The sequence below is a fragment of the Lentzea sp. NPDC054927 genome (assembly GCF_053610285.1).
The window spans coordinates 17,992-34,744 of record NZ_JBSGXZ010000003.1; the positions used below are offsets into that span (position 1 = coordinate 17,992).

General features: G+C 70.4%; 17 protein-coding genes. 9 read left to right on the forward strand and 8 right to left on the reverse strand.

Annotated features, from left to right (window positions below):
* Positions 1-21 precede the first annotated feature (21 nt).
* Positions 22-1,296, reverse strand: coding sequence for a LuxR C-terminal-related transcriptional regulator (locus ACWGE0_RS06400; protein ID WP_452259879.1), 1,275 nt, complete (start codon positions 1,294-1,296; stop codon positions 22-24).
* Positions 1,297-1,428: 132 nt separating this feature from the next.
* Between ACWGE0_RS06400 and ACWGE0_RS06405 the strand changes: the two genes are divergently transcribed.
* Positions 1,429-2,328, forward strand: a complete 900-nt coding sequence (locus ACWGE0_RS06405; RefSeq protein WP_452259880.1) for an NADP-dependent oxidoreductase — start codon at positions 1,429-1,431, stop codon at positions 2,326-2,328.
* A gap of 12 nt (positions 2,329-2,340) precedes the next feature.
* Here the strand turns inward: ACWGE0_RS06405 and ACWGE0_RS06410 are convergent, their stop codons facing one another.
* A complete protein-coding gene (locus ACWGE0_RS06410; protein WP_452259881.1) occupies positions 2,341-3,330 on the reverse strand; it encodes an aldo/keto reductase in 990 nt (329 codons plus the stop codon).
* A 75-nt stretch (positions 3,331-3,405) separates the two neighbouring features.
* Between ACWGE0_RS06410 and ACWGE0_RS06415 the strand changes: the two genes are divergently transcribed.
* Positions 3,406-4,194, forward strand: coding sequence for an SDR family NAD(P)-dependent oxidoreductase (locus ACWGE0_RS06415; RefSeq protein ID WP_452259882.1), 789 nt, complete (start codon positions 3,406-3,408; stop codon positions 4,192-4,194).
* A gap of 20 nt (positions 4,195-4,214) precedes the next feature.
* Here the strand turns inward: ACWGE0_RS06415 and ACWGE0_RS06420 are convergent, their stop codons facing one another.
* Together ACWGE0_RS06420 and ACWGE0_RS06425 are read right to left on the reverse strand one after the other, a co-directional pair.
* Complete coding sequence (locus ACWGE0_RS06420) at positions 4,215-5,174, reverse strand: amidohydrolase family protein (RefSeq protein ID WP_452259883.1); 960 nt, start codon at positions 5,172-5,174, stop codon at positions 4,215-4,217.
* Complete coding sequence (locus tag ACWGE0_RS06425) at positions 5,171-6,748, reverse strand: Na+/H+ antiporter (RefSeq protein WP_452259884.1); 1,578 nt, start codon at positions 6,746-6,748, stop codon at positions 5,171-5,173. The genes ACWGE0_RS06420 and ACWGE0_RS06425 overlap by 4 nt, the downstream gene beginning before the upstream one ends.
* A 166-nt stretch (positions 6,749-6,914) precedes the next feature.
* On the opposite strand from ACWGE0_RS06425, the gene ACWGE0_RS06430 reads away from it, so the two are divergent.
* On the forward strand, positions 6,915-7,319 hold the full coding sequence (locus tag ACWGE0_RS06430) for a nuclear transport factor 2 family protein (RefSeq protein WP_452259885.1): 405 nt from the start codon (positions 6,915-6,917) through the stop codon (positions 7,317-7,319).
* Positions 7,316-8,014 carry a type 1 glutamine amidotransferase domain-containing protein gene (locus tag ACWGE0_RS06435; protein WP_452259886.1) on the forward strand — a complete coding sequence of 233 codons (699 nt, stop codon included), beginning with the start codon at positions 7,316-7,318 and terminating at the stop codon, positions 8,012-8,014. The genes ACWGE0_RS06430 and ACWGE0_RS06435 overlap by 4 nt, the downstream gene beginning before the upstream one ends.
* 29 nt (positions 8,015-8,043) lie before the next feature.
* Here the strand turns inward: ACWGE0_RS06435 and ACWGE0_RS06440 are convergent, their stop codons facing one another.
* Positions 8,044-8,946, reverse strand: a complete 903-nt coding sequence (locus ACWGE0_RS06440) for a helix-turn-helix domain-containing protein (RefSeq protein ID WP_452259887.1) — start codon at positions 8,944-8,946, stop codon at positions 8,044-8,046.
* Positions 8,947-9,033: 87 nt separating this feature from the next.
* Between ACWGE0_RS06440 and ACWGE0_RS06445 the strand changes: the two genes are divergently transcribed.
* Together ACWGE0_RS06445 and ACWGE0_RS06450 are read left to right on the forward strand one after the other, a co-directional pair.
* Positions 9,034-9,357, forward strand: a complete 324-nt coding sequence (locus ACWGE0_RS06445) for a carboxymuconolactone decarboxylase family protein (RefSeq protein ID WP_452259888.1) — start codon at positions 9,034-9,036, stop codon at positions 9,355-9,357.
* A 54-nt stretch (positions 9,358-9,411) separates the two neighbouring features.
* Complete coding sequence (locus tag ACWGE0_RS06450) at positions 9,412-10,425, forward strand: zinc-dependent alcohol dehydrogenase family protein (RefSeq protein ID WP_452259889.1); 1,014 nt, start codon at positions 9,412-9,414, stop codon at positions 10,423-10,425.
* Here ACWGE0_RS06450 and ACWGE0_RS06455 read toward each other — a convergent pair.
* Positions 10,411-10,902: a MarR family winged helix-turn-helix transcriptional regulator gene (locus ACWGE0_RS06455; RefSeq protein ID WP_452259890.1), complete on the reverse strand. Its 492-nt coding sequence runs from the start codon at positions 10,900-10,902 to the stop codon at positions 10,411-10,413. The two genes, ACWGE0_RS06450 and ACWGE0_RS06455, sit on opposite strands and share 15 nt — an antisense overlap.
* A gap of 168 nt (positions 10,903-11,070) precedes the next feature.
* Here ACWGE0_RS06455 and ACWGE0_RS06460 point away from each other — a divergent pair, with 168 nt between their 5' ends.
* Both ACWGE0_RS06460 and ACWGE0_RS06465 read left to right on the forward strand, forming a co-directional pair.
* Positions 11,071-11,589, forward strand: a complete 519-nt coding sequence (locus ACWGE0_RS06460) for a VanZ family protein (protein WP_452259891.1) — start codon at positions 11,071-11,073, stop codon at positions 11,587-11,589.
* 28 nt (positions 11,590-11,617) lie between these two features.
* Positions 11,618-12,811, forward strand: a complete 1,194-nt coding sequence (locus ACWGE0_RS06465) for a fumarylacetoacetate hydrolase family protein (protein ID WP_452259892.1) — start codon at positions 11,618-11,620, stop codon at positions 12,809-12,811.
* A gap of 38 nt (positions 12,812-12,849) precedes the next feature.
* Here the strand turns inward: ACWGE0_RS06465 and ACWGE0_RS06470 are convergent, their stop codons facing one another.
* The gene (locus tag ACWGE0_RS06470; protein WP_452259893.1) at positions 12,850-15,618 is read right to left on the reverse strand and encodes a BTAD domain-containing putative transcriptional regulator; all 2,769 of its coding nucleotides are present in this window, start codon (positions 15,616-15,618) and stop codon (positions 12,850-12,852) included.
* 134 nt (positions 15,619-15,752) lie between these two features.
* On the opposite strand from ACWGE0_RS06470, the gene ACWGE0_RS06475 reads away from it, so the two are divergent.
* Complete coding sequence (locus ACWGE0_RS06475) at positions 15,753-16,091, forward strand: hypothetical protein (RefSeq protein ID WP_452259894.1); 339 nt, start codon at positions 15,753-15,755, stop codon at positions 16,089-16,091.
* A gap of 149 nt (positions 16,092-16,240) precedes the next feature.
* Here the strand turns inward: ACWGE0_RS06475 and ACWGE0_RS06480 are convergent, their stop codons facing one another.
* Positions 16,241-16,714 carry a hypothetical protein gene (locus ACWGE0_RS06480; RefSeq protein WP_452259895.1) on the reverse strand — a complete coding sequence of 158 codons (474 nt, stop codon included), beginning with the start codon at positions 16,712-16,714 and terminating at the stop codon, positions 16,241-16,243.
* Positions 16,715-16,753: the final 39 nt, after the last annotated feature.

Genomic DNA, 16,753 nt, shown 5'->3' on the forward strand with positions numbered 1-16,753 from the left:
GACGCTGAAACCGTGAAGGCCCTAGGCGTGCGAGGTGGCCGCACCCCACTCGTGGGCGAGTGCGGCTGCTTCGCCGCGTGAGCCCACGCCCAGCTTGTCCAGGATGTTCGTCACGTGGAACTTCACCGTGGACTCGCTGATGTGCAGTTCGCGGGCGATGTCGCGGTTGCGCCGGCCGAGGGCCAGCTGCCCCAGCACTTCCAGCTCACGAGCGCCCAGCACGGTCAGCGGGTCCTCGCGTGGGGTGTCCGGTGGTCCGAGCGGGATTTCGAGGGTCACGGTCGTGCCCCAGCCCGGCAGCGCGTCCACTTCGAGCCGTCCGCCGAGCGGGCCCAGCCGTTCCCCGACCCGGCGCGCGTCGAGGGCGCTGCGTGACAGCGCGCCGGGACCGTCGTCCCGCACGGTTGCGCGCAGTTCCGCGGCGCCGACTTTCCAGCTGACGTGGAGCCGCCGCACCTGCCGCTGGTCGTCCAGCATCGCGTGCACGACGGCCCGGACCACCGCGCGGGCCGTGGCGGCGACATCGGCCGGCAGCACCCGGTCGGCACCTTCCTCCGCGCCGGGTGTGCCCAGTTCCAGCAGCACGCCGAGGGGGCGCAGCACGCGGCTCAACGACTCGGCAAGCCGGTCGAACGCGGCACCGGCCCGCTCTTCGGCCATCGCGTGGTCCAGTTCGGCCTGCGCACGCAACTCGAGCAACGCGGTGACAGCGAGATCGACAGCGCGGGTCCTGACGTCGTCGCTGCTCAGCGAACGGTCGCGCAGGACGCCGAGCAGCGCGGTCAGCGTGGCCCCGTGGGCGTCGCCGAGGTCGGAGATGGCCACAGCACGGGCGGCCGCGGCGGCCCGGGACACGGCCAGCCATTCGGGCGCGGCCTCGTTGCGCAGGCCCTCGCGGTGGGCGGTCACCAGGTCCCACATCGCCAGTGCGGACGCTAGATCCTCCTCCGGCACCGGGGTGTCCCCGGTCCGCACGAGGACCAGCAGTGCGCCCTGTTCGGTGGCGTCGCTGGACAGGGCCACCACTGGCACCTCGACGCCCGCAACGGTGGCCAGTCCCTGCCAGGTTCCCCGCGCGGGCACCAGCGGCCTGATCTCGGCGAGGTCGCCGATCGTGACGGACGACCCCGGCGCGCCGGGCGACTCTCCGAGCGTCTTGAACGGCGCGAACGGACAGTTGGCAGCCAGCTGGGCGAGTGCCCGGTGGGGGATCGCCTCGGCGAAGGTCGCGGACAGCCGCATCTGGGTCTCGCTCAACGGCGCCCGAATCACCTCGACGGCCGACATCAGATCCATGGCTTCGAGCCTAGCCAGCGCAGTGCACGTTCCGGCTGTCCCTTCGTTCAGGGCGAACTGACCGAAAGGACAGCCTGGGTGGGGCCGGTCCCTCTCCAGGATGGAGTCATCACCGAAGCATGGGAGCGGGAAATGAAAGCGATCGTTCACACCGAGTTCGGCGGTCCGGAGGTTCTGCGGCTGGAGGACGTCGAGGAGCCGCACACCGGGCCAGGACAGGTGCGGCTGAAGGTCGTGGCCGCCGGCGTCAACCCGGTGGACTACAAGATCCGCAGCGGATGGATGCCGGACATGGCGCCTGAGCTGCCGGCGATCCCCGGACTGGAGGCGGCGGGCGTCGTCGACGAGGTCGGGGCGGGCGTCACCGGAGTCGCGGTGGGCGACGAGGTGATGGCCTGGACCGTCACCGGCTCCTACGCCGAGTACGCCCTGGCCGACGACTTCGCGCTCAAGCCCGTCGGCCTCGGCTGGGAGACGGCCGCCGCGCTGCCGGTGGCGCTGGAGACCGCCGACCGCGTGCTCGACACCCTCGGGGTGACGGCTGGGGAGACGCTGCTCGTGCACGGCGCCGCGGGAGTGGTGGGAGCGGTCGGTGTCCAGCTCGCGGTGGCCCGCGGCGTCACCGTCGTCGGCACCGCGTCACCGCGCAACCACGACTACCTGCGGTCGCTCGGCGCGATCCCGGTCACCTACGGCGACGGACTCGCCGACCGGGTCCGTGCCCTCGCGCCGCAGGGCGTCGACGCGGTCTTCGACGTCGCCGGGCAGGACGCCTTGCCCGTGTCGATCGAGCTGCGCGGCGGCACCGGCCGGATCGTGACGATCACCGACCTGCGGGCCTTCGACCTGGGCGTCGTGTTCTCCGGCAGCAGCCGGCGGTTCGGGGAGCAACTCGCCGACTACGCCCGGCTCGTCGCGGACGGCACGATCGGCGTCCGCGTCGCCACGAGCTTCCCGCTGGTCGACGCCGCCAGGGCACATGAACTGAGCGAAACCGGCCACGCGGCGGGAAAGGTGATCCTGGTCCCGTGACCGCGCGAGCGGTCACCGGCCGACGAGGGACATGTGGTGCTCGTTGTACCGGTCGCCGTGAACACCGGTTCGTGCCGCGAGGCCGTCGAGGTCGGCCAGTTCGTCCGCCGAGAGCGGCACCTGGGTGGCGGCTGCGTTCTCCTCGACCCGCTCGAGGCGGCGAGTGCCGGGGATGGGCACGATCCACGGGTGCTGGGCGAGCAGCCAGGCGAGGGCGACCTGGCCCGGTGTCGCGTCCTTGACGCGCGCCAGGCTGGTGACGTGCTCCACCAGAACCTGGTTGGCGGTGCGGTTCTCCGCGGTGAAACGCGGAATGCTCGCACGGACGTCATCGGCGGCGAAGCGGGTGGCGGCGGTGACGGCGCCGGTGAGGAATCCCTTGCCAAGAGGGCTGAACGGCACGAACCCGATGCCGAGCTCACCACACGTGGGCAGCACCTCCGGCTCGGGCTCCCGGGTCCACAGCGAGTACTCGCTCTGCACGGCGGTCACGGGGTGGACGGAGTGCGCGCGGCGGATGGTGTCCGCCGCGGCCTCCGACAGCCCGAAGTGACGCACCTTGCCGGCCTGGACGAGTTCGCCGACGGCACCGGCGACGTCCTCGATCGGCACGTCCGGGTCGACGCGGTGCTGGTAGAACAGATCGATCGTGTCGACCCGCAGCCGGCGCAGCGATGCCTCGGCGACCCGCCCGATCTGCTCGGGTCGGCTGTCGAGCCCCACGGACCGGCCGTCGTCGATGCGCCAGCCGAACTTGGTGGCGATCGCGACCTGGTCACGCAGCGGGGCGAGGGCCTCCCCGACCAGCTCTTCGTTGACGTAGGGCCCGTACACCTCCGCGGTGTCGAAGAACGTGACACCGCGCTCCACTGCGCCACGCAGCACGGCGATCATGGCGTCGCGGTCGCCGGGGTTGGGCCCGTAGCTCTGGGACATGCCCATGGCGCCAAGACCGATGGCCGAGACTCGCAAACCCTGGCCGAGGGTTCGGATGTGCGTCATGCTCCTCCTCCAATCGCAGGCACTTTAACCCAGTCAAGCGTTCACAGACTATCAAGCACTTGATAGTCTGGCGTCATGTCAACACGACCTCTCGCCCTGATCACAGGAGCCAGCAGCGGCATCGGCGCCGCGCTAGCGCGGATCCTGGCCACCCGCGGCTACGACCTGGTCCTGCTCGCCCGCCGACGCGATCGCCTCGATCAGATGGCCGCGGAGATCGAACGCCTCGGCGCGACCGCGGAGGTGCTCCCGGTCGACCTCGCCACCCCGGACGGACTGGCTCTCGCGACAGCCAGGGCCGCGGCTGGTGACATCCGGCTGCTCGTCGCCAATGCCGGTACGGCCGGCTACGCACGACTGTCGGACGTGCCGGCCGACGACCTCGACGGGCTGTGGCGGCTCAACGCGACCGCGCCGATCAGCCTCGCGCATGCCGCACTGCCGACGATGCTGTCCGCGGGAACCGGCAGCATCGCCACGGTCGCCTCCATGCTGGCCTTCAGTGGCGGTGTCAACGCGCCCGCGATGCCCGCTCGCACCCTCTACGTGGCAGCGAAGTCCGCCACGGTCGCGTTCACCCGGACCCTCGCCGCCGAACTGACCGGCACCGGCGTCAGCGCCACCGTGGTCTGTCCCCCTCGGGTGGCCACCGAATGGAACAACGGCGCTCACCAGGACCAGTCGGACACCATGTCCGCGGAAGACGTCGCACTGGCCACCGCGATCGCCATCGAACGCGGAGAGACCGTGTGCATTCCGGGACTGGCCGACCCCGAGGCACTCGACCGGTTCCAGACGAGCGAACGCGCGCTCCTCACGAGCGGGAACCGCCCGAGCCTGGCGCCCCACTACCAAACCGCCTGACCCACGGCCGACATGTCGTCTCATCGGGTGAGCCGCGGGAACAGGCGCCGTGCGTTGGCTGTCGTCAGCGACCGCCAGGTGGCACCGTCGACCGGCGGTGTCACGGCGTCGATGGCCGCGATGTGGCGGTCGGCGGCCGAGGGCGGGGTCCAGCAGTAGTCGCTGCCGAACAGCAGCCGGTCGAGGTCTGCGAGTTCGAGCAGGGCGGGAACCTGACGGGGAAAGGCCGGGCCGGCGATGTCGTAGTGGAGCCGCCGAAGCTGCGCCACCGCGTCAGATGTGCGGCCCGCCTCCTGCGTGCCGAGGAACTGCGTCATGAACTCGTTGACGCGGTCGGCCAAAACGGGCAACGCGCCGCCGCAGTGCGGAACGATCACCGGTAGATCCGGAAAGCGGACGAACACACCCGACATCAGCAGATCCGTCACCGTCCGCGCGGTGTCGAAGATGTACTCGACCATCGGCCGCGGCCGTCCGAGCGTCGACTGTTCCCAGCCCACCGGAGACGTGGGGTGCAGGAAGACGACGGCCCGGCGGCGGTCCAGTTCGGCGAAGACCGGCTCCAGACGCCTGTCCCCCAGGTACGTCCCGCCGGTGTTCGTCATCAGCACCACGCCGTCCGCGCCGAGGTCGTCGACGGCGTAGGCGATCTCGGCGAGAGCTCCGTCCACATCGGGCAGTGGGAGGGACGCGAAGAAGCCGAACCTCGCCGGGTGGTCGGCGGCAAGACGAGCGGCGTCCTCGTTGACCTCGCGGGCGAGCCGGCGGGCAGCCGCGTCGTCACCGAAGTGCACGCCGGGCGAGGACATCGACAGCAGGGCGGTCTGGATGCGGTGGCGGTCCATCAACTCCAGGTGCGCCTCGACCGACCAGGTGGGCCACCGGTCCATCCCGTCGGGATGAACGTGGCCGGCCGCGATTGCTTGGCGCACATAGGAATCGGTGACGAAGTGAGCGTGAACGTCGATCAAGCCGGTCATTCCACCAGTCCGTTCGGGGACAGCCGGACCTCTTCGAGGTCGAGCCCGGCCTGCACCTGGCGCAGCACGGTGTCGTCGATGCGGCGTTCGTCGCGCAAGCGCACGACGGTGGCGCGTTTGTGGGCGATCAACGCCCGGTACAGCGAGGTGTAGTGCTCGTCGTGGCGCACGGCCGGATGGTCTGCGGCACCTTCGCCGTGGGCCCGCAGGAGCTGGAGTCGCTTGTCGAGCTCGCGGCTCAGGCGATCGACGACGTCCGGGTCGGTGCCGAGGCCGGCGGCGAGGTGGGGCATGGCGTGCAGGGCTTCCTCGGTGGCGCGGGTCTCGGCGAGGTGATGTTCGTTCTCCACAGCGATGTCACGCGGCAACCGGGCCCATCGCACGACCGCGGGCAGCAGCAGGCCCTGGAGCAGGGTGAGCACGATGACCCCGCCGGTCACGAACACGATCATGTCCCGGTTCGGGAACGGCTCACCGGAGGCGAGCTGTTCGGGGACGGCGAGCGCGGCGGCCAGCGACACCGCGCCCCGGAAGCCGGCGAACGCGCTGACCAGCCGGGGACGGTGGTCGCCATGACGCACGCCCTGTCGTCGATCAAGCAGGCGGACCACGTACGGCACCGTGAACAGGAACACCAACCGCACGGCGACCACCACCGCCGTGACCGCGACGACCATCGTCAGCGCACGCGGCAGGCCGGTGCTGGTCAGGCCGCGCACGGCGGACTGGAGCTCCAGCCCGACCAGGACGAACAGGGCGGCGTTGAGCAGGAACGTGGCGACCGTCCAGAACGCCTGCGCCTGCACGCGCATCTCGGCACGCACCACCCGTGGCGCGGCCTGGCTCATGATCAGCCCGGACACCACCACGGCCAGCACGCCCGACGCGTGGATCGCCTCGGCGAGCAGGAACGCGGTGAACGGGATCAGCACCATGGTGACCTGCCCGGTCAGCGGGTCGGCCTGGCGGCGGCGCACCAGCGCCGCGACCCAGCCGGTCACCGCCCCCACCGCGGCCCCACCGACGTAGGCGAGCAGGAACAGCCAGCCCACGTGCGCCGCACCCAACTGCTCCTCGCCGACCGTGACGCCGACCGCCAACCCGTAGATCACCAGCGCGGTGCCGTCGTTGACCAGGCTTTCCGCCCGCAGCACCGTGACCTGGCTCCTGGGCAGCAACCGGGCGACCACACCGACCGCGGTGGCGTCGGTCGGTGCGACGGCCGCGCCGAGCACCCACGCCGGTCCCCACGGTAGGCCCAGCGCGTGCGCCACGACCGCGACGACCGACGCCGTCGCGATCACCAGGGTCGTGCTCAACAGCACAATGCCGCGCAGGTTGGCGCGGATCTCCCGCAGCGAGGTGTTCAGGCTCTCCCAGTACAGCAGCACCGGCAGGAACAGGAGCAGCACCAGCTCCGGCGGCAGGTGCACGGCCCGCAGCGCCGGCCCGAAACCGAGCAGCACGCCGGCGGCCAGCAGTGTGATCGGCGGGGCGATCCCGAACCGGGCGCTCGCAATCCGACCCACCAGCACCGCCAGACCGAGCAGCACGACGAGTTCGAGACCGGGCATGTGCCTCCCTCTCCTGTGACAGAGCGAGAGTTCCATTCGCGACGGTGGTCCTGCAGGGGAGAAAACCCTCCCCCTCACGCGACGAGCTTTCCGACCGACTCACTGCGAGGCTGACGACAGCAGGTCATCGATCAACCGATCCACAACGTCCACAAAGGAAACACGCGTGTCTGAACCATCCACCATCGCACTCGCCCGCAGGCTGTACGACTCGAACGCCGATCCGGCCGTGACCAAGGAGATCATGTCGCCGGACATCGTCTGGGACATCACGCCGGGCTTCCCGTTCGGCGGGGTCTACCACGGCTACGACAGCATGATGAACGACTTCTTCGGCGCGCTCCTGCCGGGATTCGAGTCCTTCTCCGCGCACGCCGAGGAGTACTACGCCACCGACGACGACCACGTGTTCGTGGTCGGGCACTACCACGGTGAGACCAAGACAGGGGAAACAGCCGACGCGCGGTTCATCCACCTGTGGACAGTCCGGGACGGCAAGCTCGCACACCTCCTGCAGGCCGCCGACAGCCACGTCCTGCAGCAGGCGCTGAACGGGGCGAGCACGCGATGACGAAGATCCTGTACCTGATCACCGCTGCCACCCACTGGACACTGGCCGACGGAACCGAACAGCCGGCCGGCTACTGGGCAGAAGAGGCGCTCGGTCCGTACGAGGTGTTCACCGAGGCCGGCTACGAGATCGCGGCAGCCACCCCCGGCGGTGTCCCGCCCACCGCCGACCCCGCGAGCCTCGCGACCGAGTTCAACGGCGGTCCCGAAGGCGCGGAGCGGATGAAGGCCGCGCTGCGGGACGCGACCGAACTGGCACACCCGATGCGGATCGAGGACGTCCGCGTCGACGACTACGACGCCGTGTTCGTCCCCGGCGGCTGGGGACCGATGGAGGACCTGCCCGACAACGCGGAGTCCGCTCGCCTGCTGACCGACTGGCTGGCCTCGGGCAAACCGCTGGCCCTGGTCTGCCACGGTCCCGCGGCACTGCTGGCCACTGTGGACGGTGCCGGGAAGTCCCCGTTCGCAGGCTACCGTCTCACCGGCCTGAGCAACGCAGAGGAAAAGCTGAACGGCCTGGCGGACAGGGCGAAGTGGCTGCTGCAGGACCGGTTGGTCGGCGACCTGGGGGCGGACTACCGCGAGGGCGACCCCTTCGCGCCTCACGTGGAGGTGGACCGCACCCTCCACACCGGACAGAACCCGGCCTCTGCCGTCCCGCTGGCCCACAGGCTGGTGAAGACCCTGAGCTGACCATCGACATGACCGGCGAACATGGACACCTATCGCAGTGGCCGCGCGGCGGCGAGCGGTCCCCCGTCACCCGTGCCGGCCGCCGGCACGTGCTCGCCGGCCCAGGACGCCAGGATGCGCAGCGCGTCGTGCGACGGGGTGCCCGGCTGCGCGGTCAGCACGATCACGTGCTGGTCCGGAGCCGTGTCACAGATCAGCGTGTCCCAGTCGAGCGTGAGGTCACCTACGAGCGGGTGGTGGAACCGTTTCGTGCCCTGCCCCTTGCCCTCGACGTGCTGACCGCGCCACCACTTCCGGAAGTCGGCGTCCTGAGTGGACAGTTCGAGGACCAGCTCGGCCAGCCGCGGGTCGTCCGGGTGCAGGGCGGCGTCCATGTGCAGGTTGGTCACCGCCTTGCGGGCGACGTCCGCCCAGTCGGGGTAGAGCGTGCGCATCGCGGGGTCGGTGAACACCATTCGCACGTAGTTGCGCCGCTCTTCAGGGATCTGGGCGAAGTCGGTGATCAGCGCGGCCGCCAGGCGGTTCCAGGCGATGATGTCCATGCCGCTGCCCAGGACCAGGGCGGCCGCCTCCGGCAACTGGTCGAGCAGCCGGCGCAGCTGCGGACTGATCACCTGGGCCGACCGGGCACGCGCCTTGCCGGAGGGCTTCCCGGCCAGCTCGAACAGGTAGACCCGCTGGTCGTCGGTGAGCCGCAGCACTCGGGCCAACTCGTCCAGCACCGGCCCCGACGCGGCCATCCGCCCCTGCTCCAGCCGCCGGTAGTAGTCGGTGCTGATCGCCGCGAGCCGCGCCACCTCCTCCCGGCGCAAGCCCGGCACCCGCCGGGCGACAGGACCGGCGGGCAGCCCGACGGCCTGCGGGCTCAGCTCGCCCCGCCGCGCCCGCAGGAACTCCCCCAGGTCCTTCAACCGGCCGTTGTCGCTGTTCATGTCCCCCAGTGTGCCCGTTCACCGCAGACGATGCCGCTGTGGCACCACCACGCGTTGACCCGACTCAGAAGACAAGGACACCATCACATGACAGACAAGGAACCGTCCGGCGCGCAGCAGATGTTCGGAGACTTCGCACCGGCACTGGTGAGTTTCACCGACGACGTCCTGTTCGGACAGGTGTGGGAACGCACGGAGCTCTCGCCACGTGATCGCAGCCTGATCACCGTGGCAGGCCTCGTCACCAGCGGTGCCACCGAGCAACTCGTCCACCACCTCGGCCGAGCCAAGGACAACGGCGTGACCGAGCAGGAACTGATCGAAGCCATCACGCACCTGGCGTTCTACGCGGGCTGGCCCAAGGCCATGTCCGCGATGGCGGTCGCCAAACAGCTGTTCCACACCAGCTGACCCCGATCCGTCCACAACAGACAATCCCACTACGCCGGACATAGGAGCATCACCTTGCGCGGAGCCGTCATCCACGCTCCAGGGGACGTTCGCATCGAGGAACTTCCCGACCCGACGATCATCGAACCGACCGACGCGGTCATCCGCCTGTCCGCGACCTGCGTGTGCGGCTCGGACCTCTGGGACTACCGGGGCATCAACCCGGTCACCGAGCCCCACCCGATCGGACACGAGTACGTCGGCGTCGTCGAGGAAGTCGGCCGCGACGTGCGCACGATCAGGCCCGGCCAGTTCGTCATCGGCTCGTTCTTCGCCTCCGACAACACCTGCCCGCACTGCCGAGCCGGCTACCAGACCTCCTGCACGCACCGCGAGTTCGTCGGTGGCTGCCAGGCCGAGGCGGTCCGCATCCCGCTGGCGGACGGCACCCTTGTCGCCACCCCCGACCGGCCCGGCGACGAGCTCGTCCCCAGCCTGCTCGCCCTGTCCGACGTGATGGGCACCGGCTGGTACGCCGCCGTGGCCGCCGAGGTCAAGCCCGGCAGCACCGTCGCCGTGGTCGGTGACGGTGCGGTCGGCCTGTGCGGAGTGCTGGCCGCCCGGCAGCTCGGCGCGGAGCGGATCATCGCGATGAGCCGTCACGAAACCCGGCAGACACTGGCCATCGAGTTCGGCGCCACCGACATCGTCACCGAACGCGGCGACGCCGGGGTGGCCCGGCTGAAAGAACTGACCGGCGTCGGTGCCGACGCGGTGCTGGAGTGCGTCGGCACCGACGAAGCCGTGCAGCAGGCGCTGAACTCGACCCGACCAGGCGGCAACGTCGGCTTCGTCGGCGTTCCACACGACGTGAGCATCTCCGGCGAGCGGCTGTTCTACTCCCACGTCGGGCTACGTGGTGGCCCCGCTCCGGTGCGCCGGTTCCTGCCCGACCTCGTCAACCGGGTGCTCACCGGCCAGATGAACCCGGGGAAGGTATTCGACCTGGAACTACCCCTCGGTCAGGTCAACGAGGGTTACCGCGCCATGGACGAGCGCCGCGCCGTCAAAACCCTACTGCGCCCCTGACCCCGGCGCCTCAACTGCGGGCTTCGTCTCGCGGACCGCGTCGATCACCTCTTCGAGCAGCGCGGTGAGCCGTGCGGCGTCGTCGGGACCGAGTCGTTCGGTGATCTGCTGCTCAATCGAGTCGACCACAACGTCGGCGGACATCAGCACCTCGCGGCCGATGTCGGTGAGATGCAGCTCCTGGACGTGCCGGTGGCGGGGATGCGGCTGACGCTCCAGCTGCCCCTTGTCGACCAGCCTCGTGACCAGCGAAGCCACCGCCTGCGGGGTGACGTCCAGCCGGCGGGCCAGTTCGGCGCCGGTGAGGCCGGGTTCGCTGTGGACCGACATCAGCAGGGAGTAGTGCGCGGTCGCCAGGCCCAGCGGGCGCAACCGCTGCTCCTTGAGGGCCCGTGCTCCTAGCTCGGCCCGGCGCAGCGCCCACAGCAGCCGGTTGGGCGCATCGGCACCGACCGGCTCATCGTCATCCCGCGTCATGCCGCGACCTTACAACCCTCTCAGTCAACTCAAACGCTTGACAGCTAGCATCCCCTTGCCGCCTCAACAACCATGATCTCGTTGCTTTTCCGACCGACCCGGCGGCGGCCCGCTGCCCAGTAGGCTTCGCCACATCGGATTCCGTTGTGGGGCGAGGGGTTCTGAGCTGTGCTGGATCAGGTGCGGTGGGCACTGGACGCCATCCTCTTCGTGTTCTCGGATCCGCTGACCGCGGGCGGCGTGGTGGTCGGAGCGGTGGTGCTGGGCGCGAGCGCGTGGTTCGCGGCACGGAGGTTCGGGTGGCGGCCGGTTTCCTCCGTGTTCGCGGGGATCTTCCTCGGCCTCGTGCTCGCTCTGACGTTCTCGCGGTCCCAACCGGGCTGGGCGTTGGTCGGCACGCAGTTCTGCCTCCTCAACGGCTTCTCCTTGCACGGAGTGTCTGAGCTGTTCAACGCGCTGGTGTTCGTGCCGCTCGTGTGGTGCGCGGCGCTCGCGACGCGACGGCCGCTCGCCGTGCTGGTCTCGGCGGTGGCGTTGAGCGCGATGATCGAGATCCTGCAGCCGCTCGTCGGACGCGGCCTGTGCGAGACGCAGGACTTGTTCAACAACAGCGCCGGAGCCGTGGTGGCGGCTGCTCTCTCGGCCGGTTACTTGGCGTTGCGTGACCGTACGGCGGTAAACCGATGAAGCCGAGGCAGGAGCAGGAAGGATTTCCATGGGGATCTCACTCAACGCCACCAACGTTCTGCCTGAGGACGCAGCGGACGCCACCCTCGTCGCGAGGGTCTTCGACCCGTCTGCCGGCGGCCCTTCGGTCGTGACGATCCGCGGCGACCAGGTCGTCGACCTGTCGCCGCTGACATCGACCGTTTCGTCACTGCTCGACCGCCCGGACACACTGGAGATCGTCAGGAATCACCCAGGCGGCACGTCGTGGCCGCTCGCCGAGGTTCTGGCCGCTACGACGAACCCGGCCGACGCCGCTCCCCGCTTCCTGGCACCGGTCGACCTGCAGGTGCTCAAGGCCGCCGGCGTGACCTTCGTCCGCAGCATGCTCGAGCGGGTCATCGAAGAGCGCGCCGACGGGGATCCCACGCGGGCCGAGGAAGTTCGCCGGAAGGTGGGCGCGATCGTCCAGGGCCACATCTCCCACCTGAAGCCGGGGTCCGCGCAGGCCGCGGAGGTGAAGAGGGTTCTCCAGGCCGAGGGACTGTGGTCGCAGTACCTCGAGGTCGGTATCGGCCCGGACCCTGAGATCTTCACCAAGGCCCCGGTGCTCTCGGCGGTGGGGCTGGGAGCCGACATCGGCGTTCTCGCCCGCTCAGCCTGGAACAACCCCGAGCCCGAGCTCGTCCTGGTCGTGGACTCGCGCGGCAACCCGGTCGGCGCGACGCTCGGCAACGACGTCAACCTGCGCGACTTCGAAGGCCGCAGTGCTCTCCTGCTCACCGAGGCGAAGGACAACAACGCTTCCTGCGCCATCGGACCGTTCCTCCGGCTGTTCGACGACGGGTTCACCCTGGCGGACGCCAAAGCCACCGAGATCGCCTTGGACATCACCGGCCCCGACGGTTTCGAGCTGCACGGCGTGAATCCGGTCTCCGAGATCAGCCGGGAGCTCGAGGACCTCGTCTCCCACGCCTTCGGCGCCCACCACCGCTATCCCGACGGCTTCGCGCTGTTCACCGGCACGATGTTCGCCCCGACCGAGGACCGGGACCAGCCCGGCGAAGGATTCACCCACAAGGTGGGAGACGTCGTCCGCATCTCTTCGCCCCGATTGGGCGCGTTGACGAACGTCGTGAACACGGCCGAGGACGCCGAAGACTGGACGTTCGGCATCACGGCGCTGATGGAGAACCTCGCCGTCCGCGGTCTGCTGGGCCCGCGCACCCAGGCGCGCTCGTGACCAGGGTCAGCCCGACCCGACGCACCGGCCACCGGTGGTCATCGCGGGAGTGACCGGTCCGTGAGCCGCTCCTGCAGGCGAACGTGCCGGAACTGGTAGACCGCACCGACCTGCCGCACCACGCCCCGGCGATGCGCGTCCTCCAGGAAGGCGAGCAGATCCCACGGAATCCGGCCGTGCGCCGCCAGCCACCATCGGGTCAACACGAACGCCCCCCAGGCTCTGGCCAGACAGACGCTCAGGCCGACCGAGAGCCCGAACAGGCAGCCTCCCGCCCAGGCCTGGGCCGTGCCAGGGTCCGGCAGGAAGACCTGGCCGCCGATGACCGCACCGGCGATCCCGTAGGCGACCCCACCGGAGCGCGACACGAGGAACCAGCCCAGCAGTCCGGCGGCGACCCCTCCCGCCAGCCCGAGCACCACGTCGAACCGGCCGTCCAAGACCTCGGTCGCGGGTTCGTCCGGAGTGAGCATGAGCGCCAGCGCGAAGAACAGGCCCAGCGACACCGTGAAGGACAGGGCGAACGACAGCGTCGCGGTGCGGTCGTCGCGCAGCACGGAGCCAGGGCTCGACACCCGGTTCACGTCCTGCGGCGTGCCGAGCCAGACGTGCACTCCGATGGCCAGGCCGAAGACCACGGAGAGCAGGGCGGTCATGCCGGATGGGAGCGACCAGCCGAAGCCGAGAGCGGCGCCGGTCACCGCCCCCACCACGAATCGGCGGGCGAACCTGCCAGCGGTGCCGGTGAAGCGGGCTTCCACTCGCCGCGGCCCTGGCCGGCGGCCGAAGCGGTGTGCGGCGAACCCGGCGGCGGCGAAGGACACCCCGTAGACCATCCCGATGGCGGGGCCTGCGGCGAACCAGCCCGTGAGCAGGAACAGAACAGCCGGTGGCAGGCCGAGGTAGAGACCGGCGACCGGTCGCGGCACCGCGGCCTCCAGTCGCCACCAGGCGAGATCGCCCCCTCCGGCACGTCTCGCCTGCCGGGCCAGAAAACCCAGCCACCGTTGGGCCTGCGCAGGATCGTAGTTCCGGCGCCGGACCGGCCGCTCCACCTGACCAGGCGGGTCCGGCCGCTGGACGTAGACGGCGGGCAGGTACGAGTCCAACAGGTGCAGTTCCACCGCCACGCGGTCGGGGAACCGGACGGTGTCGCACAGCAGGGCGGGGTCTGTAGCGGGGTTCGCGTACGCGGTCCTCGCGAGGTCGACCATGAGAGGCGTTCGCAACGCCTGCGCAAGAGCCCCGGCCGGTTCCTGCCGCAGTCGCTGGACCACCGGCTGCCAGCGTTCCTCACCGGCGCGGCGCCGAGCGGTCAGGAAGCTCACCGCGTCCTCGATCTCGACCGGCTCGATCTCCACCACCGCCGCCCTGGAGAGGAACGCACCGGTCTGCTGGACGGCGAGCTCGTACTCGGCGCTGCGGCAGGTCACCACGAGCGGGCGGCCACAGGCGACGGCCTGGTCCAGTGCGTCGATCGCGGCCACGCGCAACTCCGGCGGTATCTCGTCGAGCCCGTCGAGCACTGGAACGACCCTGCCCTCGAGCACCAGGCGCAGCGCGGCGCCCTTGCCGTACGCCGCCACACCGGCGAGCCACGGATATTCCTCGACGATCCGGCGGGCGAGCCAGGTATGCAGGTGTTCGGCCTGCGGATGCCATGAGGCCAGATTCAGCAGCACCGGCACCGGCTCGTCCGCCGGAGTGTTCGCGAGCAGGCCGAGAGTGAGCAGGATCGCGAGCACCGACTTCCCCGCACCCGGCTCGCCGAGCACCACGAGCTGCCGGGCGGGGATCTGCCGGAACTTCGCGACCACGTCGGTGAGATCCCCGCTCAGCGCCAGCCGTTCCGGGCCAACACCTGGCTGGCCGCCCAGCACGGCCGACGCCACGGCCGCCACGTCGCGATCGGTGCTGGACCACTTCAGCGGGACCGGATCCGGCCGGTTCAGCGAGCGCGTCTCCGCTTCGGCGGTCCACTGCCGGGTGATCGCCACCGCGAGATCGCCCGCCGCCCGGTCCAGCCCGTCCGGTGGCGGCGCCGCGGTGGTGCGTTCCTGCTCCGCCAGCGGGTGCTCGCGGCGCAGGATCTGTTCGTGCAGCCGGCGCACGCCGGGGCCGGGGTCTATCCCCAACTCCTCGGCAAGTCCCGTCCGCAACCGCTGGAACACCTGCAACGCGTCACTCGGGCGTCCAGCACGGTCAAGGGCGAGCATCAGCTGTGCGTGCAACCCTTCGCGCAGCGGGTGCTCGGCCACCGCTTCGGTCAGTTCCTCGACGACTTCGCGGTGCTGCCCGAGTGCGAGCTGCCAGCCGATGCACGACTCGAACGCCGCCAGGCGCTGCTCCTCGAGCCGCGCCGACCGCCGGGCGAGCGTGGCGGTGCCCTGCCCGTCCAGCACCGGTCCGCGCCACAGCTTCAGCGCGGCCTGGATCTCACGGACGCCGTCACGCAGTGCGCCCTTCTCCGCGAGCCGATGTGCCTCGTCGATTCCCCTGCCGAAGCGCAGCAGGTCGAGCTGGTCCTCCCGGACGTTGATCCGGTAGCCGGGCCCCTCGGTGACGATGACCCGCTGCCCGGCGTCGCCCAGCCGCTCGCGCAACGCGGAGACGCTGTTCTGGATCTGCTTCGTGGCGGTGACCGGCGGCTCGTCGTCCCAGGTGGCGTCGATCAGTTTCGCCACCGGCACCACCGAGTTCGGTGCGAGCAGCAACGCCACCAGCACGCGGTGGTGCCGGATTCCCGGTAGCGCGAGCCTCCCCTGTTCCGTCCAGATCTCCAGCGGCCCGAGCACGCAGAACTCCATCGGCTCCCTCTCCCCCGAAGCCGAGCATAGTGATCTGACCAGTGACGAGGACGGCGCGAGGACGCGAGGAGGACGGCGGCCCGCAAGATCGGCATCGTTCCGAACGACTTCCAGGAAGGAAGATGTCGATGTCGATGCCGAAGACTGACAAGCCCATGGCGGGCACCATGCGGGTGGCGGTGGCCGTGTCAGGTGCCGCACTCGCGCTGGCGGGACTCACCACGGGTGCCTCCGCCGCCCCGGTGGCGGTCCAGTCGATCCCGACCTGCGTCAAGCTGACCGAGGGCGAGACGACCAAGACCCCGGTGCGCTCGTACGCCAACGTCCGCAGCAGCTGCCTGGGCACCTACCGGATGCGATTCATCTGGGCCTGGGCCGACGACGGCGAGTGCTTCACGCTGGAGCCCGGTGGCTACCACGGCGAGTCCAAGCTCGGCAGGGCCGCGTACGTGTCCGAACTGCGCGAGTGCTGATCCGGCCCACGCACACCTGATCCGTTCCGCCGGCTCCGGAGCTTCTCCCCGGAGCCGGCGGGCCTGTGGGGTGCCAAAACTCGGACGTGGTGGTGTGTAGTGCCGCGCTCTACGTGGTCGACGGTGGCGGCAGTGGAATGCGCAGCGGTTCAGCGTGTCTCCTGACCCATCACGGCGGACCACCGCTCCCCCGTGACGTTCGCACCCTCGCCGACATCGCCGACGCACTCGACCGACAGCTCGACGTGCTGAAGATCGGGGCGCTCCGCATCGTGCTCGCCACGCGTGGCCGGGCGCGCAGTGTCGTCGCCCTGTCGCCTGCCTGCGGGTGGGATCCGGGCGAGCCCATCGCCCGGAGCGTTGGCCGGTTCTTCGAGAACACCGTGCGCAACGCGCGGCTGGCGCATCCGTCCGCGTCCTTGGCCTTCCGCACCGCGGCCTCCCGCCGGACGGCGTTCAGGCACGTCACCCACCACGGGGAACGCGCCACTCCGCACGAAGCCGCGCCCGTCGTGCCGGCGTGGGCCGAGCGCGACCGGGTCCTGCCACCCGCGGACGCGGCCGCCCGCTACCGCCGGAAGATCACCGGGGCCGAGTCCCGGCTGCTGCCGGGGGCGGGCCACCTGCCCATGTGGGACGACCCCGACCTCGTCACGTCCACC